General features: G+C 67.8%; 17 protein-coding genes and 1 pseudogene. 10 read left to right on the forward strand and 8 right to left on the reverse strand.

Annotated elements, in window-relative coordinates; translation table 11 throughout:
* Positions 1–4 precede the first annotated feature (4 nt).
* Both AC3IFE_RS21865 and AC3IFE_RS21870 read right to left on the reverse strand, forming a co-directional pair.
* The gene (locus AC3IFE_RS21865; RefSeq protein ID WP_489191930.1) at positions 5–1,531 is read right to left on the reverse strand and encodes a CoA-acylating methylmalonate-semialdehyde dehydrogenase; all 1,527 of its coding nucleotides are present in this window, start codon (positions 1,529–1,531) and stop codon (positions 5–7) included.
* Between the two features lie 115 nt (positions 1,532–1,646).
* Positions 1,647–2,957: an MFS transporter gene (locus AC3IFE_RS21870; RefSeq protein ID WP_489191931.1), complete on the reverse strand. Its 1,311-nt coding sequence runs from the start codon at positions 2,955–2,957 to the stop codon at positions 1,647–1,649.
* A gap of 155 nt (positions 2,958–3,112) precedes the next feature.
* Here AC3IFE_RS21870 and AC3IFE_RS21875 point away from each other — a divergent pair, with 155 nt between their 5' ends.
* Both AC3IFE_RS21875 and AC3IFE_RS21880 read left to right on the forward strand, forming a co-directional pair.
* Positions 3,113–4,072 (forward strand): LysR family transcriptional regulator, encoded by a 960-nt coding sequence (locus AC3IFE_RS21875; RefSeq protein WP_301739383.1) that lies wholly within the window; start codon positions 3,113–3,115, stop codon positions 4,070–4,072.
* Between the two features lie 93 nt (positions 4,073–4,165).
* Complete coding sequence (locus AC3IFE_RS21880) at positions 4,166–4,957, forward strand: uracil permease (RefSeq protein ID WP_089469508.1); 792 nt, start codon at positions 4,166–4,168, stop codon at positions 4,955–4,957.
* Positions 4,958–5,023: 66 nt separating this feature from the next.
* Here the strand turns inward: AC3IFE_RS21880 and AC3IFE_RS21885 are convergent, their stop codons facing one another.
* Positions 5,024–5,746 (reverse strand): haloacid dehalogenase type II, encoded by a 723-nt coding sequence (locus AC3IFE_RS21885; protein ID WP_489191932.1) that lies wholly within the window; start codon positions 5,744–5,746, stop codon positions 5,024–5,026.
* A 466-nt stretch (positions 5,747–6,212) separates the two neighbouring features.
* Between AC3IFE_RS21885 and AC3IFE_RS21890 the strand changes: the two genes are divergently transcribed.
* Positions 6,213–8,462 (forward strand): putative bifunctional diguanylate cyclase/phosphodiesterase, encoded by a 2,250-nt coding sequence (locus AC3IFE_RS21890; protein WP_489191933.1) that lies wholly within the window; start codon positions 6,213–6,215, stop codon positions 8,460–8,462.
* Between the two features lie 28 nt (positions 8,463–8,490).
* On the opposite strand, the gene AC3IFE_RS21895 is transcribed toward AC3IFE_RS21890, so the two are convergent.
* Both AC3IFE_RS21895 and AC3IFE_RS21900 read right to left on the reverse strand, forming a co-directional pair.
* On the reverse strand, positions 8,491–9,552 hold the full coding sequence (locus tag AC3IFE_RS21895; RefSeq protein WP_489191934.1) for a diguanylate cyclase: 1,062 nt from the start codon (positions 9,550–9,552) through the stop codon (positions 8,491–8,493).
* Between the two features lie 67 nt (positions 9,553–9,619).
* Complete coding sequence (locus AC3IFE_RS21900) at positions 9,620–10,618, reverse strand: chemotaxis response regulator protein-glutamate methylesterase (RefSeq protein ID WP_089469513.1); 999 nt, start codon at positions 10,616–10,618, stop codon at positions 9,620–9,622.
* 315 nt (positions 10,619–10,933) lie between these two features.
* Between AC3IFE_RS21900 and AC3IFE_RS21905 the strand changes: the two genes are divergently transcribed.
* Positions 10,934–11,368, forward strand: coding sequence for a hypothetical protein (locus tag AC3IFE_RS21905; protein ID WP_489191935.1), 435 nt, complete (start codon positions 10,934–10,936; stop codon positions 11,366–11,368).
* A 54-nt stretch (positions 11,369–11,422) separates the two neighbouring features.
* On the opposite strand, the gene AC3IFE_RS21910 is transcribed toward AC3IFE_RS21905, so the two are convergent.
* Complete coding sequence (locus AC3IFE_RS21910) at positions 11,423–11,647, reverse strand: hypothetical protein (protein ID WP_050013757.1); 225 nt, start codon at positions 11,645–11,647, stop codon at positions 11,423–11,425.
* A 274-nt stretch (positions 11,648–11,921) separates the two neighbouring features.
* Between AC3IFE_RS21910 and AC3IFE_RS21915 the strand changes: the two genes are divergently transcribed.
* The 4 genes from AC3IFE_RS21915 (at position 11,922) to AC3IFE_RS21930 (ending at position 15,046) form a co-directional block, all read left to right on the forward strand.
* The gene (locus AC3IFE_RS21915; protein WP_301739380.1) at positions 11,922–12,611 is read left to right on the forward strand and encodes a DUF969 domain-containing protein; all 690 of its coding nucleotides are present in this window, start codon (positions 11,922–11,924) and stop codon (positions 12,609–12,611) included.
* Positions 12,608–13,558 carry a DUF979 domain-containing protein gene (locus AC3IFE_RS21920; RefSeq protein ID WP_489191936.1) on the forward strand — a complete coding sequence of 317 codons (951 nt, stop codon included), beginning with the start codon at positions 12,608–12,610 and terminating at the stop codon, positions 13,556–13,558. The genes AC3IFE_RS21915 and AC3IFE_RS21920 overlap by 4 nt, the downstream gene beginning before the upstream one ends.
* A 19-nt stretch (positions 13,559–13,577) precedes the next feature.
* Entirely contained in the window at positions 13,578–14,600 is a 1,023-nt protein-coding gene (locus tag AC3IFE_RS21925) for a DUF2891 domain-containing protein (protein WP_489191937.1), read from the forward strand.
* 122 nt (positions 14,601–14,722) lie between these two features.
* Entirely contained in the window at positions 14,723–15,046 is a 324-nt protein-coding gene (locus tag AC3IFE_RS21930; RefSeq protein WP_089469517.1) for a hypothetical protein, read from the forward strand.
* Between the two features lie 41 nt (positions 15,047–15,087).
* On the opposite strand, the pseudogene AC3IFE_RS21935 reads toward AC3IFE_RS21930, so the two are convergent.
* A pseudogene (locus AC3IFE_RS21935) lies at positions 15,088–15,183 on the reverse strand (nuclear transport factor 2 family protein); the annotation flags it as partial.
* A gap of 1,043 nt (positions 15,184–16,226) precedes the next feature.
* On the opposite strand from AC3IFE_RS21935, the gene AC3IFE_RS21940 reads away from it, so the two are divergent.
* The gene (locus tag AC3IFE_RS21940) at positions 16,227–17,297 is read left to right on the forward strand and encodes an asparaginase (protein WP_489191938.1); all 1,071 of its coding nucleotides are present in this window, start codon (positions 16,227–16,229) and stop codon (positions 17,295–17,297) included.
* 57 nt (positions 17,298–17,354) lie between these two features.
* Here AC3IFE_RS21940 and AC3IFE_RS21945 read toward each other — a convergent pair whose 3' ends face one another.
* The gene (locus AC3IFE_RS21945; protein ID WP_089469520.1) at positions 17,355–18,329 is read right to left on the reverse strand and encodes a LysR family transcriptional regulator; all 975 of its coding nucleotides are present in this window, start codon (positions 18,327–18,329) and stop codon (positions 17,355–17,357) included.
* A 142-nt stretch (positions 18,330–18,471) separates the two neighbouring features.
* Between AC3IFE_RS21945 and aspA the strand changes: the two genes are divergently transcribed.
* Positions 18,472–19,878, forward strand: coding sequence for an aspartate ammonia-lyase (aspA, locus tag AC3IFE_RS21950; RefSeq protein ID WP_489191939.1), 1,407 nt, complete (start codon positions 18,472–18,474; stop codon positions 19,876–19,878).
* Positions 19,879–19,939 lie beyond the last annotated feature (61 nt).

The following is a 19,939-nucleotide window of genomic DNA, read 5'->3' on the forward strand; positions in this document are numbered from 1 at the left end:
CGGGTCAGCGCAGCGCGATCGTCGTGTTCACGCCGCCGGCCGTCGCGTCGTCGTCGAACCAGCGCGCGGTGACCGTCTTCGTCTGCGTGTAGAACTGCACGACCTGCTTGCCGTACGGGCCGAGATCGCCGAGCTTGGAGCCGCGCGAACCGGTGAAGCTGAAGTAGGGCACCGGCACCGGAATCGGGATGTTGATGCCGACCTGGCCGACGTCGATCTCGCTCTGGAACTTGCGCGCGGCGGCGCCGCTCTGCGTGAAGAGGCCCACGCCGTTGCCCATCGGGTTCGCGTTGACGAGCGCGATCGCGTCGTCGAGCGTCGCGGCTTCCATCACGACCACCACCGGCCCGAAGATTTCTTCCTGATAGATCGACATGTCGGTCGTCACGCCCGAGAAGATCGTCGGGCCGACGAAGTTGCCGTGCTCGTAGCCGGGCACCTTCACGTCGCGACCGTCGAGCAGCAGCGTCGCGCCTTCCTTCACGCCGGCGTCGATCAGCGACAGGATGCGTGCCTTCGCCGCCTTCGACACGACCGGGCCGACGTCGGTGCCGGCTTCCGCGCCCGCATTGACCTTCAGCGCTTTCGCCTTCTCGACGAGATCGGGCAGCCAGTCGCGCGCGTTGCCGACCAGCACGACGACGGAGGTCGCCATGCAGCGCTGGCCGGCCGCGCCGAAGCCCGCGCCGACGAGCGCATTGATCGACTGCTCGCGGTGCGCATCGGGCAGCACGACCGCGTGGTTCTTCGCGCCCATCATCGACTGCACGCGCTTGCCGTGCTGGCTGCCGAGGTTGTACACGTGCGTGCCGACGCGCGTCGAGCCGACGAACGAGATCGCCTTGACGTCCGGGTGCGTGCACAGGCGGTCGACCACCGTCTTGCCGCCGTGCACGACGTTCAGCACGCCTTGCGGCACGCCGGCCTCGAGCGCGAGCTCGACGAGCTGCATCGTCGACAGCGGGTCCTGCTCCGACGGCTTCAGCACGAACGTGTTGCCGCACACGATCGCCATCGGGAACATCCACAGCGGAATCATCCCGGGGAAATTGAACGGCGTGATGCCCGCGCACACGCCGATCGGCTGGCGCAGCGTGTAGGTGTCGACGCCGCCCGCGACGTTCTCCGCGAATTCGCCTTGCTGCAGCGTGCCGATCGAGCACGCGTGCTCGACCACTTCGAGGCCGCGGAAGATGTCGCCTTGCGCATCGGGCAGCGTCTTGCCTTGCTCGGCCGTCAGCGTGTGCGCGATCCGTTCGAGATTGCGGCGCACGAGATCCTGGAATTTCAGCATGATGCGCAGCCGCGCGCCGATCGGCGTCGTCTTCCAGGTCTGGAACGCGCGCTGCGCGGATGCGATCGCGGCATCGACCTCGTCGAGCGTCGCGTACGGCACGCGGCCGATCACTTCCTGCGTCGCGGGGTTCACGATGTCGCCCCATTCGGCGCTTCGCGATTCGACGAACGCGCCGTCGATCAGCAGCTTGGCGGTGGGCAGGGCAAGGGTGGTCTGGGGAACTGCGGCGTTCATGGAACTCTCTCCGGGGGAAACGGTGTGGCGATGACAAAGGGGAGCCCGCGTCCGCCGCGCGTGCAGGCGCGGCGGGCGGCAGGGCGAACTGAAGATCGAATGCCGGCCGGCGTGCTCAGGCGCGCGCCGGGCGCATCAACGCGGTACACACGAGCGCGAACACGCCGAAGCCGACGAGGTACGCGATCACGTAGTGCGGCTGGCCGCCGCCGGCCTTGAGCAGCGACGTCGCGATCATCGGCGCGAAGCCGCCGCCGATCACGCCGGCCAGCTGCACCGACAGCGAGATGCCGCTGTAGCGGATTTCCGCCGGAAACTGCTGCGCGAACAGCAGCGATTCCGGCGCATAGAGGATCGGGAACACGATGCCGAGGCCGAGCACGATCGCCCACCATGCCGTCGACGTCTGCTGCGTGCCGAGCATCGTGAAGAACGGCGCGGCGAACGCGCACATCAGCACGAGGCCGATCGCGAACATCCGGCGCTGGCCGATGCGGTCGCTCAGATGCCCGCACAGCGGCATCGTGACGAGCGACAGCGCGGCGCCGGCCGTGATCGCGTGCAGCATCTCGGCCTTCGGCAGATGCAGCTGCTGCGTCGCGTAAGCGAGCGCGAACGTGACGACCATGTAGAACCACGTGTTCTCGGCGGCGCGCGCGCCGACGATCGTCAGTACTTCGCGCGGATGGCGGCGTAGCGCGGCCGTCACCGGCGATCTCTCGGCCTTGCCTTGCTTGCGGACTTTCTCGAAGTCGGGCGATTCCGGCACCTTCGCGCGGATGAACCAGCCGAGGCCGACGAGCGCGATGCTCGCGAGGAACGGCACGCGCCAGCCCCACGACAGCATGTCGGCTTCCGGCAGCGCGGCCATCGCGACCGACGACAGGATCAAGCCGAGCCCGACGCCCGTTTGCGGCAGGCTGCCGAACAGCCCCTTGCGGCCCTTCGGCGCGTGCTCGACGGCCATCAGCACCGCGCCGCCCCATTCGCCGCCCACCGCCATCCCCTGCAGGAAGCGCATCGCGATCAGGAGCGCGGCGGCCCAGTAGCCGATGCTGTCGTACGACGGGATCAGCCCGATGATCATGCTCGGCACGCCCATCAGCAGCAGCGTGATCATCAGCATCGACTTGCGGCCGAGGCGGTCGCCGAAGTGGCCGAACACGATGCCGCCCATCGGCCGCCCGATGAAGCCGACCGCGAACGTGCCGAACGCGGCGAGCGTGCCGACGACCGGGTCCAGCGACGGGAAGAAGATGCGGTTGAACACGAGCGCGGCGGCCGTGCCGTAGAGGAAGAAGTCGTACCACTCGATCGTGGTGCCGGCCATGCTGGCCCAGCCGGCCAGCAGGTAGTGCTTCGCGGTGCGCTCGGGCGCCGGCGTCGCGATGGTCGCATGCTCATCGAGGGTGGATCGGGTCTGCATGGTGTCTCCGGTTTTATTGCCCGCGGCTCATGGTCCGCAGGTCACGGTCGAGTATAGTTATGCGCAGATTCATGATGTACCGATAAAGAAACCGGTTGGATGTGCATTTATGCATATCGACGGCCGGCCCGGAGCCCCGCTTTTTTCCCTCGCCGATGCGACATGCCACCGAGCCGGTATCCGGCAACCTGAACTGGGACGACCTGCGCTTTTTCCTCGAAGTCGCGCGCACGCAGCGCGCGAGCGGCGCCGCGAAACGGCTCGGTGTCGATTACACGACCGTCGCGCGGCGCATCCGCGCGCTGGAGGCCGCGATGGGCACGCTGCTGTTCGACAAGTCGCGCTCCGGCGGCTTCACGCTGACGGCCGAAGGGCAGCGGCTCGTCGCGTATGCGGATGCGATGGAGACGACCGTGCAATCGGCGTGCGATCAGGTCGCGAACACCGGCGAGGCGCTGTCGGGCCACGTGCGGATCGGGTCGACCGAAGGGTTCGGCTGTTTTTTCCTCGCGCCGCAGCTTGCGCGGTTTCGCTCGGCGCACCCGCACGTGACGGTGGACCTGCTGCCGGTGCCGCATTTCGTCAACCTGCCCAAGCGCGAGGCCGATCTCGCGATCACGCTCGAGCGCCCCGAGCGCGGGCCTTACGTGGTCACGAAGCTGTGCGACTACCAGTTGCGGCTCTACGCGACGCGCGACTATCTGGCGAACCACGCGCCGATCGCGTGCACGGACGATCTCGCGCGGCACGCGTTCATCAGTTACGTCGACGATCTCGCGTTCAGCAACGAACTGTTGTACCTCGATCGCGCGGTGCCCGGCGCGACGGCCGGGTTGCGCACGACGAGCGTGATCGCGCAGCTTTTCGCGGCGCTGCAGGGTGGCGGCCTCGCGATCCTGCCATGCTTCATCGCGGCCACGCAGCCGGCGCTGGTGCCCGTGCTGCCGGACGACGTGGTCGTCACGCGGTGTTTCTGGCTGACGTGCCGCGAGGATCTGCGCAAGCTGCGGCGCGTGACCGCGCTGTGGGATTACCTGCGCGCGGCGGCGGACGCGAACCGCGCGCTGCTGTCGGGGGAGTCGGGGACGCCGAGGTTCGTCGGCGAGCCGGAATAGCGGTCGACGGGCGGGGCGCGACGGCGATGCGAGGATCGATCTGGATGACAACACGGCCGGCGGCGATTCGACCGGCTATCGGGGAGAGAGCAAATGGCTTTGACGCATGCGGGCAAGGTCTTCGTGGTGTGCGTGGTCGTATTCGGCGTGGCCGCCTACTGGCTCGCGTCGCGCATGGTGCGCCGACAGACGGGCGGCCAGCGCGGCTCCGGCGGTGCGGTCGCGTTCTGGTGGCTCGTGTGTTTTTGCCTGGTGTCGCTGTTTTTTCCGTTCGCGTACTGGATCGGCGACGAGCTTTACGCATTGATGGTGTCGCCGAAATACGAGGCGACCGTCGTGTCCTACCAGTCCGGGTGGGATACCTGCGAGCGCCGCGACAGTTCGGGGCGAACCTCGTCGTATCGGTGCATCAAGTACACGTCGATCCTGGAAGCCGTGATGCCGGATGGCGAACGCATCACGCTACCCGGCAACATCCGCTCGGGCGCCGTGCCCGACATCGGCGAGAAGGTCGATGTCGTGTTGCCGCAAGGAGCCCGGCAGTGGCACGAACGGAGCGTGCGCAGTATCGGCCTGCTGGCCGGCGGCGCGGTGATGGTCGCGATCATCGGGTATTTCGTTTACCTGATCGCGGCATACGGGGCCGGGAAGAAGATCGACGGCGCGGCCCGCTTCGGCGTGGCGGCGGTGCTGAACGGGCTCGTGCCGCTCGGTGCGCTGCTGATGGAAATCGCCTTCCTGAGCGTGCCGTACCGTTACTGGGCGCACGGGAATCCGCAGCAATGGCCGGTGTGGGTGCTCGCGCTGTGCCTGCTGTTCGCGCTGGCGCTGCTGCCGTTGCTGCTCGTCTATGCGCGAACCGCATGGCGGGCGGTGGTGAGGTAACGAAGGCGCGGCATGCCTGTGCCCGCCTCGCGATCGCAGCGCGGGGGCAAGCCGCGCCGCCGGCGTTCAGCCGGGGCAACCCAGCCGATCCGCCAACTCGTTCAGATCCCTGACGTCGAAATCCCACGCCTCGTCGGCTTGCAGGTCGGTCGTCTGGCCGGGCCCGTGCTCGGTCGGCCGCGGCACGAACGCGGTCGACAGCCCGAGCCGGCGCGCGGCCGCAAGATCGCCGTTGTGCGCGGCCACCAGGCACAGCTCGGCCGGCGCGAGGCCGAGAATCTCGACCGCTTCGGTATAGACGGCCGGCGACGGCTTGTACGCACGCGCAACCTCGGCACCGAGAATCGCGTCCCACGGCAGCCCGCCGTGCTTCGCGACGTCGACCATCAGCCGGATATTGCCGTTCGACAGCGGCGCGATGATGTAGCGCTGCTTCAGCCGGTGCAACCCGGCGACCGCATCGGGCCACGGATCGAGCCGGTGCCACGCAAGATTGAGCGTGTCGATGTCGGCTTCGGGCACGTCGACGATCCCGAAACGGTCGAGCGTGCGGACGAGGTTCTCGCGATGCAGTACGTCGAGTCGCACGTAGCGGCGTCGCCCGCTGCGGATTTCTTCCATCGACGGCGAATATTCGGCGCGCCACGCGTCGGCGAACGCGAGCGGGTCGAGCGTCGGCGCGTGGCGGTCCAGGAACGCGGCCGCGGCGCGTGCGACACCGCTTCTCCAGTCGACGATCGTTCCGAAGACATCGAAAACGAGCGCCTTGATTTCGGCAGGGTTCGTCATGGTGATCCAGTGAAGGTCGTTCGATGAGGGTTCACATCGCCGTGCCGCCGGATGGCGCGGCGCCGGTTCGATCGACATTGAATCACGGATACGCAAACGCGGCCGGGCAGGCCGCGACGTGCATCGCTCGCGCGCCGGTCGCGCCGGCGGCAGCGAGCGGGGCCAGGGCGCGCGGCAGCCCGCCCGACAGCCCCGGCCGCCGCGCGTTCGCTTTTCGTGCGCTGCAGTAACCTGCCGGCGCACCGGCCGCCGCCTGCAAGCCGCGCGGCAACCGAGCGTAAACCCCTGATGCAAGCAGGCACGCCGATCGTCATAGATTGGTGTTAAATATATTTCGGCGCGCCTTGGCTCGGCGCGCAAACGGGGCGCACCCGGGGATCGGCGTAAACCCGGAGCGGAACAGGGCACGAAATATCGAAAACGAACCGGGCGCATCAGACCCGGTCGGACAGACGGCAGGATTCACTTGAATACCGAACCGCAAAGTTCTCGCTACAGCCTCGGGCTCGCCGCGGAAGTGCTCGCATCCGAGCAGAGCGTACTGAGGCTGATCACACGCAACACGCCGCTGCCGGAACTATTGGTCGAGGTTTGCCGGCGTGCCGAGGCTTTGCTCGGCGACGGCGCGTGGTGCACGATCCTGCTGCTCGATACGGACGGCGTGCACGTGCGCGTCGGCGCGGCGCCCTCGCTGCCCGCGCAGTACAGCGCGGCGATCGACGGCGCGACGATCGGCCCCGCGGCCGGCTCGTGCGGCACCGCGATGTACGAGCGCCGGATGGTCACCGTCGAGGACATCGAAACCGATCCGCTGTGGGCCGACTATCGGGCCATCGCGTTGCCGCTGGGCTTGCGCGCGTGCTGGTCGGTGCCGTTCCTCGACGAGGCGGGCGTCGTGCTCGGCGCGTTCGCCGTCTATCATCGTTGGCCGTGCCGACCAAGCGACGAGGAAACCGCGCTGTTGCGCGATATCGGCAACAGCGTCGGCCTCGCGGTGCACCAGGACCGGATCGCGCGGCAGCTCGCGCGCAGCGAGGAACATCACCGGCTCGTCGTCAACAGCCTGAGCGAGGGTATCCTCGTCGTGTCGCGCGAAGGCGTCGTGATCGCGAGCAATCCGAGCGCGAACCGGATGATACGCGTGAAGGGCGAGCTCGTCGGCCGCCGGCTGTCCACGGTGATCATGCGCAAGCTGCGCGAGGACGGCACGCCGATCGACCCGCGCGACTGGCCGAGCCGGCGCGCGCTCGAGACGGCCACGCCGATGCTCGACTACACGGTCGGCTTCGGTCTCGCGGACGGCGACATCATCTGGGTGCGCGGCAACGCGGTGCCGATCGTGAGGCCGGGCGAGACGCAGGCCGATTCGGTGCTCGTGTCGTTCAACGACATCGGCCCGGTGCGCGAAGCGCAGCAGCAGTTGCGGTATCTGGCGACCCGCGACGCGCTGACGGGCCTCTACAACCGCCGCTGGCTCGGCGAGCGCATGCGCGAACTGTTCGGCGTGCGCGATGCGGCGGCCGGGCCCGCGCGCGTCGCGATCCTGTTCATCGATCTGGTCGGCTTCAAGAAGGTCAACGACACGGCCGGCCACGACGCGGGCGACGCGCTGCTGCGCAGCGTCGCGGCGCGGCTCGCGGGCTGCGCGGACGGCCGCTACGCGCTCACGCGCGTCGGCGGCGACGAGTTCGTGATCCTCGTCGACGACTGCGACGATCCCGAGCGTCTCGCGGCGCTCGCGCGCGAGGTCATCGACGCGATCGCGAAGCCGTTCGCGATCGCGAACAACGAATACTGGCTCGGCGTATCGATCGGCATCAGCGTCGCGCCGCGCGACGGCGACGACGCCGTGACGTTGATGCGCAACGCCGATTCGGCGATGTACGACGCGAAGCAGCACGGCCGCAATCACTTCACGTTCTTCACCGCGCAGCTCAACCTGCGGCTGCAGCGCCGCTTCGCGATCGAGCAGTCGCTGCGGCGCGCGCTCGCGTCGGACATGCTGCGACTCGCGTATCAACCCGTCGTCGACGCGCGCACCGGCCGCACGGTCGGCGCCGAAGCGCTGCTGCGCTGGACGAGCCCCGAGCTCGGGCCGATGTCGCCGGCGGAATTCATTCCGGTCGCGGAAGACACGGGGCTGATCGTCGCGATCGGCCAATGGGTGCTCGAAACCGCGTGCCGGCAGGCGGCCGAGTGGCGCCGCACGATCGCGCCGGACTTGATGCTGGCCGTCAACCTGTCGCCGCGGCAGTTTCACGAAGGGCTCGTCGAATCGGTCGCCCGTTGTCTCGCGCAAACGCGGCTCGACCCGTCCGCGCTGGAACTGGAGATCACCGAAGGCGTGCTGATGAACGATACGGACACCGTGCTGCCGATGCTCGAAGCGCTCACGGACATGAACGTGCGGATCTCGGTCGACGATTTCGGCACCGGCTATTCGTCGCTCGCGTACCTGAAGCGCTTTCCGCTGCACAACCTGAAGGTCGACCGTTCGTTCGTGTCGGGCGTGCCCGATCATCACGACTCGGTCGCGATCACGCAGGCGGTCGTCGCGATGGCGCATTCGCTCGGGATGAAGGTCACGGCCGAAGGCGTCGAGACGCAGGCGCAGTCGCGGTTCCTGCAGCAGATCGGCTGCGACATGCAGCAGGGCTACCTGTTCAGCCGCCCGCTGGACGCGCACGACTACGCGCGCCGGCTCGGCGCCGCATGAGCGCGGCGCGCTCGCCGGACGTAGCGCGCTAGCGCGCGCCGAACCCGCCGGCGCCCGGCGGCGGCGGCGACGGATCGATCTCGACCCGGTTCTTGCCTGCGTGCTTCGCGCGATAGAGCGCGCGGTCGGCCGCCTCGATCAGCACGGTCGTCGGCAGGCCGGGCGTGGGCACGATGCTCGCGCCGCCGATGCTGATCGTCACGATCTGGTTGCCCGTCGACGAATGCGCGTGCCGCACGCGCAGCGCCTCGACCGCGAGCCGGATCTTCTCGCCGAGCAGCCGCGCGGCGCCCGGCGACGTGGCCGGCATCACGACCGCGAATTCCTCGCCGCCGAAGCGGGCGGCGAGATCGCCCGACTGCCCGAGGCAGCGCTCGATCGTCGATGCGATCTGCTTGAGCACGCTGTCGCCCGATACGTGTCCGTACGTGTCGTTGTACAGCTTGAAGTTGTCGACGTCGATCATCAGCAGCGAGAGTTCGCTGCGCTCGCGCGTGCCGCGCCGCCACTCGGCGGCCAGGTATTCGTCGAGATAGCGGCGGTTCGACAGCCCGGTCAGGCCGTCGGAATGCGTGAGGCGCCGCAGCTCGAGATTGGCCTCGAGCAGTTGCTGTTGCGACTGCCGCAGCGCGCGATAGGCTTCGTCGCGCTGCAGCAGGCTCATGTACGAGCGCGAGTGGTAGCGGATGCGCGCGACGAGCTCGATGCGATCGGGCAGCTTGACCAGGTAATCGTTCGCGCCGGACGCGAACGCGGCGCTCTTGATCACCGGTTCTTCCTGCGTCGACAGCACGATGATCGGTACGTCGCGCGTCGCCGGATTCGCGCGGTACGCGCGCACGAGGCTCAGCCCGTCGGTGCCCGGCATCACGAGATCCTGCAGGATCACGGTCGGGCGCGTCTCGATCGCGGCGGCCATCGCGTCGTCGGAGCGCGGGCAGTAGTGGAAATCGATGCCTTCCTCGTCGACCAGCGCGCGCCGAACGGCTTCCGCGACGATCGTCTGGTCGTCGACCAGCAGCACCATGGCCGGCGCGTCGGCGGGCGACGCGGTCGGGCCGCCCGGCGGGCGAGTCAGGTCAATCGTCATGGTCGATGCGGGTTGTTGCGGTCGTTGCAGGGACAGGCATGGGCGTCGCGCGCGGTCATCGTCTGGCTCAGATTCGCGCGAGCGCCGCCAGTTCGCCAGCGATGCGCCCGAGCGGCAGGATCGCGCGCGCCGCGCCGAGCGTGGCGGCCGCCTTCGGCATCCCGTATACGGCGCTGGTCGCCTCGTCCTGCGCGATCGTATGGTAGCCCTTCATTCGGAGCGCCTTCAGGCCGATCGCGCCGTCGCGCCCCATCCCCGTGAGCAGGACGCCGATCACGCGGCCGGGCCAGTGCTCGGTCAGGCTGTTGAAGAACACGTCGACCGACGGACGGTACGGCGTCGCGGCCGGTTCCCGCGTGTATTCGAGCGTGCCGTCGCGCGTGATGCGCAGGTGATCGTCGGTCGCGGCGAGCAGCGCGACGCCCGGCTGCGGGCGGTCGCCTTCGTGCGCGACGCGTACGGCGAGCCGGGTCTGACCGTCGAGCCATTGCGCCATGCCTTCGGCGAATGCGCGATCGACGTGCTGCACGATCACGATCGGCGCGTTGAAATCGGCCGGCAGGCTGCCGAGGATCGACGCGAGCGCGCCGGGGCCGCCGGCCGATGCGCCGATCGCGACCAGCGGGCCGCCGCGCGCAGCCGCGCCCGCGACGCGCGCGCCGGCCGGCGCGTCGAGCAGGCGGCCGATCTGGTCGATTTTCGCGAGCAGCAGTTTCGTCGTGTCGCCGGCCGCGCCGTCGCCGAGCCTTGGCGTATCGACCGCGTCGAGCGCACCGGCGCCCATCGCCTCGAACACGCGCCACGCGTTCGCGCCGATGCAGCTCGTCACGATCAGGATCGCGCACGGTCGTTCGGAGCGCATGATCCGCCGCGTCGCTTCGATCCCGTCGAACTTCGGCATGATCAGATCCATCAGCACGATGTCGGGCGGCTGCGCGGCGCACAGTTCGACGGCCTGCGCGCCGTCGGTCGCGACCCACAGCACGCGGTGCTCGGGCCGGCGCGCGATCGCGCGGCGCATCGCCTCGACGGCAAGCGGGAGGTCGTTGACGATGCCGATGTTCACAAGCGGAATTCTCCGGTCGGTTCGTCGTGTTGTTGGAGGTGGGCCGGGTTCATGGAAGGTACAGCCTGTGCGGCGCGGCCGGACGGCATCGGCGGCCGGGCGGCGCGGCATTCTTTTCGGTTGGCGACGCCCGAATGCTGTCATGCGGCGCGGGCGGCGGCAATCGAAAAATTTGCGCATTGTGCCGTTTCAGTGCGTTTCCTCTATGGCGATGCCGCATTGCGTGCAAGCGGGCCAGTCGATCCTGTCCGGACCGGCCGCAAAAGCCCGCATGTTACCGTGCCGGCATCGACAAAAAGGACAGGAGAGAACCGGATGACCGCGCCCGATACCGTCCTCGTCAGCCGCGACCCGTACGCGCCGATCGTGATCGAGCAGGACGGCCGTTTGCTGTACCGGATCTACATCGAGAGCGGACACGCGTCGTTCTACCGCGATTTTCCGGTCGACCTCGATGTGGTGCGCGTGCTGCGCGACGACGCCGAACGCTATTACTTCCTGTTCGCGGCGCTTCACCATCCGTACCAGTTGAGCGCGACGAACCTCACCGACGCGGAGCGCGAGCGTTATTTCAGCACGATCCTGTTTGCCGGCCGCGACGAGGTCGAAGCGTTCATGACGGCGCTCGACCGCGCCAGCAACGGCGCGGTGGCGAATTTGCCGAGGATCTTCACGCAGGCCGACTACCGGCAACCGCGCGAGGGCCGGTGGTTCGGCGTGGGCGTGGGCGCGGGCACGCCGGCCGCGTAGCGGGCCGCGCCGTGGCATCGGGGGCCGCGCGGCGGACGCGCCGCCGCCGCGCCGTCAATGGCTGCGCGCGTAGCCCTGGATCAGCGCGCGCATCATCCCCTCGACCGTCGCGTCGCGCAGGTCGTCTTCCTGCTCGGCTTCCTCGACGAGCGCGGCATAGGCCGTCGCGAGCGTCACGCGGTCGACTTCATGGCGTTGCTCCATCAGCGTCACCATCCCGTCCTTCGCCAGATGCGCGGAGAACGCGCGGCTGCCGATGGTCTGGAATACGTCAATCATGGCGGCTCTCCCTTACGTTGCCGATGCTTTCCAGTGTAGTCGGCGTCCCACGGCCGCGCCACGCGCGCCGCCCGGCCCGCCCGATTCGTCCGATGAAACGCGGTCGACACGTGCCGCGTGCACGGTGTCCGCGGCTTCAACGTTTACCCGAACCGCCAAATTGTCGACTTTTTATCGATAAAGTCTCGTGTTAGATTTCGCCGTCCGAGCCCGAGGCAAACCGGGCCGGCAGCGCACGGCCGACGTGCCGCGCGTCCAGACACAAGGAGGGGAAATGCTGGTGCTGATTGGGGTGCCGATCGTCGTGATCGGCTTCGCGCTGCGCTTCAATGCGCTGCTGGTGGTCACGATCGCCGGGCTCGCGACCGGGCTGGCGGGCGGGCTGAATCTCGTCGACATCGTCAGCGCGTTCGGCAAGGCGTTCACCGAGAACCGCTACATGGGGCTGATCTGGCTCACGCTGCCGGTGATCGCGCTGCTCGAGCGCAACGGGCTCAAGGAGCAGGCGAAGCGGATGATCGCGCGCGTGCAGGCGGCTACCACAGGCCGAGTGCTGATGCTGTACTTCGTGCTGCGCCAGGCGAGCGCCGCACTCGGCCTCACGTCGCTCGGCGGCCACGCGCAGATGGTGCGGCCGCTGATCGCGCCGATGGCCGAGGCCGCCGCGGTCGGGCGGCACGGCGAGCTGCCCGAGGCGGTGCGCCAGCAGATCCGCGCGCATGCGTCGGGCGCCGACAACGTCGCCGTGTTCTTCGGCGAGGACATCTTCATCGCGATCCAGTCGATCCTGCTGATCAAGGGTTTTCTCGAACAGAACGGCATCGCCATCGAGCCGCTGCACCTGTCGGTGTGGGCGATCCCGACCGCGATCGCCGCGCTGCTGATTCACTGCACGCGCCTCGCGCTGCTCGACCGCCGGCTCGCGCGCGGCTTCGGCCTGGTGAAGCAGGAGGGCGCGCGATGATCGGCCTCGAACCGCTGTACACGCTCGCGGGGCTGATGTTCGCCGCGTTCGCGTACTTCAACCTGACGGATCGCACGAACCCGCGGCGCGTCGTCAATTTCGCGTTCTGGGCCGTCTACGCGGCCACGTTCCTGTTCGGTGCGCTGCTGCCGCATTTCATGACGGGCTGCCTGGCTATCGCGCTCGCGCTGATCGCCGGTTCGGGCAAGCTCGGCCGCGGGCGGTCCGACGAGGCAGGTCAAGCGGCGGCCGTGCGGCGCGAGACGCTCGCGCAGCGCTTCGGCAACCGGTTGTTCCTGCCCGCGCTGCTGATTCCGCTCGTCACGCTGATCGGCACGTTCGCGCTGAAACTCGTGCCGTTCGTCGAGCCGAAGAGCGTGACGCTCATCTCGCTCGTGCTCGGCACGATCGTCGCGTTCGTCGTCGCGCTCGCGATGCTGCGCGATTCGCCCGTGCATGCGCTGAAGGAAGCACGCCACACGATGGACGCGGTCGGCTGGGCCGCGATCCTGCCGCAGATGCTCGCGGCGCTCGGCGCGCTGTTCGCGGTCGCGGGCGTCGGCGGCGTGGTGTCGGGGCTCGTGAAGGAGTGGGTGCCGATCGATTCGCCGTTCGCGGTGGTCGCGGCCTATACGGTCGGCATGGCGCTGTTCACGATGATCATGGGCAACGGCTTCGCCGCGTTCCCGGTGATGACGGCCGGCATCGGCCTGCCGCTGATCGTCCACCAGTTCCACGGCAATCCGGCGATCATGGGCGCGATCGGGATGCTGAGCGGCTTCTGCGGTACGCTGATGACGCCGATGGCCGCGAACTTCAACATCGTGCCCGCGGCGCTGCTCGAACTGAAGGACAAGAACGGCGTGATCAAGGCGCAGTGGCCGACCGCCGTGCTGCTGCTGGCCGTGAACACGCTGCTGATGTACGCGTTCGTATTCCGCTTCTGATTCGATGGACGAGATCCTCATGACCGACCGACTTACCCCCGAATTCGCGTCGAAATTCGCGTCGCTCGCGCTCGCGCACCTGACCCGCGAATATCCGAACAAGCTCGCGCATGCGCTCGAAGGTCCGCACGACGTGCAGGGGCCGCGCGCGCTGCACCCGATCTTCTACGGCAGCTACGACTGGCACTCGTGCGTGCACGGCTACTGGCTCGTGCTGCGCGTGCTCGAACGCTATCCGGCATTGCCGGAGGCCGAGCGCATCGTCGCGATCGTCGACGCGCACTTCACCGACGCGAACGTCGCCGGCGAGCGCGCGTATCTCGCGCTGCCGCACAACGCCGGCTTCGAGCGGCCGTACGGCTGGGCATGGCTGCTCGCGCTCGTCGCGCAGCTCGAGCGGCTCGCGCTGAAGGGCGTGCTGCCGCAGGCCGCGCGCTGGGCGAAGACGATGGCGCCGCTGGCCGACCTGTTCGTGTCGCGCTTCGAGACTTTCCTGCCGAAGGCGACCTATCCGCTGCGCGTCGGCACCCACTTCAATACCGCGTTCGCGCTGGCGCTCACGCTCGATTTCGCGCGCGATACGCAGCGCGACGGGCTCGCCGCGCTGATCGTCGATACCGCGAAGCGCTGGCACCTGAACGACGTCGCCTGCCAGGCGTGGGAGCCGTCGGGCGACGAATTCCTGTCGCCCGCGCTGATGGAAGCCGAACTGATGCGCCGCGTGCTGCCGGCCGCCGAATTCGACGGCTGGTTCGCGCGCTTCCTGCCCGACCTCGCGCGCGGCGAGCCGGCGACGCTGTTCGAGCCGGCGACGGTCAGCGACCGCAGCGACGGCAAGATCGCGCATCTGGACGGGCTGAACCTGAGCCGCGCGTGGTGCCAGCGTTCGCTGGCCGGCGCGCTGCCGGAAGGCGATGCGCGGCGCGCGAAGCTGCTCGAGGCGGCCGACCGGCATCTCGCGAGCGCGCTCGCGCACGTGGCCGGCGACTACATGGGCGAGCACTGGCTCGCGACGTTCGCGTTGCTCGCGCTGGACGCGTAGCGCGCGAGGGCGAAACCCTGCCGGCGGCAAGGTCATCGACGCGCGGCTATACTCGCCGCTCGGACCGCTTCGCGCTGCATGCGTGGCGCGAAACGCGCCATCCGCCAGTTCGCCGCCATGCCATGGACAAGCTTATTTCCTACGTCGCCGCGATCCACGGGCTCGCCGGCTCCGTGTCGATCGTGTCGCACGCGACATCGCACGATCGCTGGACCGACGAGGACGTCGAGGTCACCCGCGAGGAAACCGAATACCGGTTCGACACCGGCGCGATCGTGCGCCGCTCGGTCGAGCAGGACCGTGCGCCTTCCGACCTGCTGTGCGCCGAATGCTGGATTGACTACGACGTGCTGCGCCATCCTGATGCGCAGCCGATCAACCCGTCGCGGTTGACGTTCGACAACGCGTGCCGCGAAACCTTCTGGCTGCGGTACCCCCTCGCGTGAACGTGCGCGCATGCATGCGTGCTTGAGGCCGCATCAGTCCTGCGGCCGACGAAGCGCGTGCCGGGGGTGTCGGCGCCGCCGGTGTCGTCGAATACGCAGTCCTCGGTCATGAAGCCCATCAGCGCGTGAGCGTCATGCGGACTGAGCTCGGGACGGGATGATTAAGTTGATTTTTTGAAAATCAATCGGATAAGTTATAAATATATTGATTTTTAAATTTCCGATATTCAACAATCGTTTAAATTTTCCCCATGATCTCATGGCAATGAGCTTGCTGGTGTTCTTCGAGCAAGATTGCCAACAGAGACGATGAATAAAAAGGCCTGCCGCCTGATGTATGCCAGGTGCCGGGGAATGGTACTGGCCCTCGAGGAAGCGGCAAGCACCTTGGGCGCACGCGCTTGCCGATTGCCGCTGCTTCGCGGGCGGCGAGCCATCCATTGATCGGTATGCAGGTGGTCCAGATGCACAGCGGATTGCCGCAGGTAAATACCACGAAACCATCGGATACCGGGGAGGGCAGTCAATAGCTCTATTGTGTTATCCCGTTTTGCAATGCAGATTGATCTAAAAAGCGGAGCACCAGGGATGCCTCGGTAACTCTCGATTTAGGTTCAGGAAAACGCGCGACGTTGACTCGCGCCCCAGGTTCTATCGGTGCATGCCGATCGATGGGGCAACGCAGCGCCGTTTCGGAATTGATGCTGCACCGGCCGAAATATGCGGGCCTCACTGCCAACGCGTTGGCGTACATGCGGCAACTCGGTCCGGACGTGCTTCAGGGGTGATCGTGTGCCCTACGTGTCGGACGCTACCCGCCAGCTGATTGAATCAGTCGGGGCAGCGATCGAGATCGACGAATATCGATAGCGTCCACGGCTGCTGGCGTTTCCGTGACGCCTGACGCGACGCGCGTACCTCGATCCGCCTCCGGCCCGGCACAGGCGCGAGCTTGCCGGCAGTTCCCGCTGCAGCGCGCCGCTGAGCGGTAAATAGCTGACCGATCGGAGCGTCTTTGTACTAATTCAGTCCATCTTTCGTGGAAGGCGACCGCCTTTGCGTCGCATGCAACACCGCTTTCCATGACGACGGCCGACGCGCGGCGGCGACGACTCGCTACACTGCCGTACCGGTTGGACGGGCCCCGGCATCAGGCCCGCGAGCAAGGAGACAGAAGAGGATGGACACCCCACGCGCAGCGGTCGTCACGTACCGCGGGAATGCGATCGAGAACACGCACGTCGCCCATGTGGCGGTCGTCGATGCACGCGGCCGGCTGCTGGCCCGGTTCGGCGATCCGTTCCGGATGACGCTCGCGCGGTCGGCGGCCAAGCCGGCCCAGGCGCTGTCGGTGATCGAGACGGGCGCGCCGGAGCGTTTCGGCTTCGACGACGCGGACATCGCGCTGATGTGCGCATCGCACAGCAGCGAGGATCGTCACATCGAACGCACGCGCGCGATGCTCGCGAAGGTCGCCGCGCACGAATCCGATCTGCGCTGCGGCGGCCATCCGCCGTTGTCCGACGCGGTGTACCGGGCGTGGATCAAGCGCGACTACACGCCGACCGGCGTATGCAGCAACTGTTCGGGCAAGCATGTCGGGATGCTGGCCGGCGCGCGGGCGATCGGCGCCGCGATCGCCGATTACCATCTGCCCGACCATCCGATGCAGGTGCGTGTGAAGCGGGTGATGGCCGACGCATGCGGCCTGCGCGACGACGAGGTCGAATGGGGCATCGACGGCTGCAACCTGCCGACGCCGGCGTTCTCGCTGGACCGGCTGGCGCGCCTGTACGCGTCGCTGGCCGACGGCGCGGACGCGGTGGAAGCGGTGGAAACGGGCGGCGCGCTCACGGGCCGCATTCGCGCACTGGCGCGCATTCACCGTGCGATGACCGCCCATCCGGAACTGGTCGCAGGCGAAGGGCGCTATTGCACGGTGCTGATGAATGCGTTCGGCGGCCAGGTGGTCGGCAAGCTCGGCGCGGATGCGTGCTATGGAATCGGCGTGCGCGCGTCGGAACGCACGCGGCAACTCGGTGCGGACGGCGCGCTCGGCATCTCGGTGAAGATCGAGGACGGCAATCTCGACGTGCTCTATATGGTCGTCAGCGAAATCCTCGAGCGGCTGCAGATCGGCACGGCCGCGCAGCGCGCGCAACTGGGCGGCTTCCACCGGCCGCCGATGCTCAACACGCAGGGCGTCGAGTTCGGGCACGCGACGTTCCCGTTCGAATTGCAGGCAGCCTGAACGCGGTCGCCGCGCCGATGCCGCCGGCCCGCGGTCCGGGCCGCGCATCGGCGCACGCTACGCGCGGGCGTCGCGAATCTTCGCCAGTTCCCGATCCGACAGCTCGCCGATCTGCGCGAGGTGTTCCGCGAGAAAATCCTTCAGCACGCGCAGCTTCGCCGAGCTGCGCCGGTTCGCCAGATACGCGATGTAGATGAACTCGCCGGTCAGCCGGTTCTGCAGCCGGTAGCGCGGCAGCACGGCTTCGAGCTGGCCGCTCGCGAGCAGATCGCGCACCAGCCAGATCTCGAATTCCGCGATGCCGAGCCCCGCGCAGGTCGCCTCCAGCAGCAGCTCCGAATGGTCGGTGACGAGATTGCCGGCCGGCAGCACGCTGTGCCGCGCATCGCCGCGCACGAGTTCCCAGCGCGGATCGCCTTCCGGGTGCACGTAGCGCAGGCAGTTGTGGTGTTTCAGGTCGTCCGGCGTCGCCGGGCGCCCGCAGCGGTCGAGGTAGCCGGGCGTCGCGCACAGGATGCTGTCGTTGCGCGACAGCCGGTGGACGACCAGGTTGTCCAGGTAGTTCTCGCCCTCGTGGATATCGAGGTCGAAGCCGCCGGCCACGAGGTCGTTGTGGTTGTCGGTGAGCCGCACGTCGAGCTGGATCGTCGGATAGCGTGCGAGAAACGGCGCGATCAGCGGCGCGAGATGGCGGCGGCCGAACGCGACCGGCGCGGTCAGCTTCAACGGGCCGCTCGGCTGCGCATTCAGCTCGGCGACGACGCGCAGCGTGTCGTCGAGATCGGCGATCAGCGTGACCGCACGCTCCAGATAGATGTGGCCGGCTTCGGTGAGCGTCACGCTGTGCGTGGAGCGGTGCAGCAGCGCGACGCCGAGCACCTCCTCGATCGCGGTCACCTTGCGTGCGACCGTCGACGTCGACACGTGCATCTCCTTCGCGACCGCCGAAAAACTTCCCGTTTCGACCACCCGCACGAACGCGCGCATCGCGCCTAGATGATCGATGCCGGGTTCTCTCGCGCCTTTTTTCATTCGATTCTCGCTATTGCGTCCCACGCAAAACCGCTTTCGATAATACAGAAGAGAGCTTGTTTTTGCAAAGGCATAGAATGCGAACCCGTCGTGTCGGCAAGCGGCGGCCGGCGAGCGGCACGAGACATTTCAGGAGGGCACGATGGCAGAAAACGGCTTCCGCGTCGAAGCGGATCTTTTAGGCAGACGAAGTATTCCGGATACCGCCTATTACGGCGTCCACACGCTGCGCGCGAAAGAGAATTTCGACATTTCGGGCCGCACCATCGCATCGCTGCCGTACCTCGTGATGGCGCTCGCGTCGGTGAAGGAAGCGGCGGCCGACGCCAATTGCGAACTCGGGCTGCTGCCGCGGCCGTACCGTGACGCGATCGCCGCCGCATGCGTCGAGATCCGCGAAGGGCGGCTGCACGACCAGTTCGTCGTCGACGTGATCCAGGGCGGCGCCGGCACGTCGACCAACATGAACGCGAACGAGGTGATCTGCAACCGTGCGCTCGAAATCATGGGGCACGCACGCGGGCAGTACGAATACCTGCATCCGAACGAGCACGTCAATCTCGCGCAGAGCACCAACGACGTCTATCCGACCGCGATTCGGATCGCGACGTGCTTCGCGGTCGAACATCTGCTCGAAGCGATGGCGCGGCTGCGCGATGCCTTCGCGGAGCGGGCCGACGCGTTCGCCGGCTTGCTCAAGCTCGGCCGCACGCAGTTGCAGGACGCGGTGCCGATGACGCTCGGCCAGGAATTCTCGACCTACGCGGTGATGCTGACGGAAGACATCGCGCGGCTGCAGGAAGCCGGCTGGCTGATTCGCGAGATCAACCTCGGCGCGACCGCGATCGGCACGGGCATCACCGCGCATCCGCAGTACGCGGAGAAGGCGCTGGCCGCGCTGCGCCGCATCACCGGGCTCGACCTGAGCACCGCGCCGAACCTGATCGAGGCGACGCAGGATTGCGGCGCGTTCGTCCAGGTGTCGGGCGTGCTCAAGCGGATCGCCGTCAAGCTGTCGAAGATCTGCAACGACTTGCGGCTGCTGTCGAGCGGCCCGCGCGCGGGCTTCGGCGAAATCAACCTGCCGCCCGTGCAGGCCGGCTCGTCGATCATGCCCGGCAAGGTGAACCCGGTGATCCCGGAAGTCGTCAACCAGGTGGCGTTCGAGGTGTTCGGCAACGACGTGACCATCACCTTCGCGGCCGAGGCCGGCCAGCTTCAGCTCAACGCGTTCGAACCGGTGATCGCGAGCGCGCTGTTCCGCAGCTTCAGCCACCTGACGGCCGCGTGCACGACGCTCGCGCAGCGATGCGTGAGCGGCATCACCGCGAATCCCGAGCGGCTGCGCGAAACGATGGAGCGCTCGGTGGCGCTCGCGACCGCGCTGAATCCGTACATCGGCTACAAGCGCGCGACCGCCGTGGCCGCCGAAGCGCATGCGACCGGCAAGTCGATCCGCGAGGTCGTGCTGGCGCGCGAACTGATGACCGAGGCGCAACTCGACGAAGCGCTGCACCCCGAAGCGCTGATCCGGCCGCGCGCGTTCTGACGCGAGCCGGTGCGCGGTCGTACCGAAAGCGCCCACGGAGCGGGGCGCGACACATCTACAA

The sequence above is a fragment of the Burkholderia sp. APQ4-4ca genome, assembly GCF_057837105.1.

Excerpts from the sequence above, each read along its gene's own strand:
- AC3IFE_RS21940 (WP_489191938.1), top strand. The coding sequence starts at position 16,227 with ATGGACACCCCACGCGCAGCGGTCGTCACGTACCGCGGGAATGCGATC.
- AC3IFE_RS21930 (WP_089469517.1), top strand. The coding sequence starts at position 14,723 with ATGGACAAGCTTATTTCCTACGTCGCCGCGATCCACGGGCTCGCCGGC.
- AC3IFE_RS21945 (WP_089469520.1), bottom strand. The coding sequence starts at position 18,329 with ATGAAAAAAGGCGCGAGAGAACCCGGCATCGATCATCTAGGCGCGATG.
- AC3IFE_RS21925 (WP_489191937.1), top strand. The coding sequence starts at position 13,578 with ATGACCGACCGACTTACCCCCGAATTCGCGTCGAAATTCGCGTCGCTC.
- AC3IFE_RS21905 (WP_489191935.1), top strand. The coding sequence starts at position 10,934 with ATGACCGCGCCCGATACCGTCCTCGTCAGCCGCGACCCGTACGCGCCG.
- AC3IFE_RS21870 (WP_489191931.1), bottom strand. The coding sequence starts at position 2,957 with ATGCAGACCCGATCCACCCTCGATGAGCATGCGACCATCGCGACGCCG.
- AC3IFE_RS21875 (WP_301739383.1), top strand. The coding sequence starts at position 3,113 with ATGCGACATGCCACCGAGCCGGTATCCGGCAACCTGAACTGGGACGAC.
- AC3IFE_RS21865 (WP_489191930.1), bottom strand. The coding sequence starts at position 1,531 with ATGAACGCCGCAGTTCCCCAGACCACCCTTGCCCTGCCCACCGCCAAG.
- AC3IFE_RS21915 (WP_301739380.1), top strand. The coding sequence starts at position 11,922 with ATGCTGGTGCTGATTGGGGTGCCGATCGTCGTGATCGGCTTCGCGCTG.
- AC3IFE_RS21885 (WP_489191932.1), bottom strand. The coding sequence starts at position 5,746 with ATGACGAACCCTGCCGAAATCAAGGCGCTCGTTTTCGATGTCTTCGGA.
- AC3IFE_RS21920 (WP_489191936.1), top strand. The coding sequence starts at position 12,608 with ATGATCGGCCTCGAACCGCTGTACACGCTCGCGGGGCTGATGTTCGCC.
- AC3IFE_RS21910 (WP_050013757.1), bottom strand. The coding sequence starts at position 11,647 with ATGATTGACGTATTCCAGACCATCGGCAGCCGCGCGTTCTCCGCGCAT.
- AC3IFE_RS21895 (WP_489191934.1), bottom strand. The coding sequence starts at position 9,552 with ATGACGATTGACCTGACTCGCCCGCCGGGCGGCCCGACCGCGTCGCCC.
- aspA (WP_489191939.1), top strand. The coding sequence starts at position 18,472 with ATGGCAGAAAACGGCTTCCGCGTCGAAGCGGATCTTTTAGGCAGACGA.
- AC3IFE_RS21880 (WP_089469508.1), top strand. The coding sequence starts at position 4,166 with ATGGCTTTGACGCATGCGGGCAAGGTCTTCGTGGTGTGCGTGGTCGTA.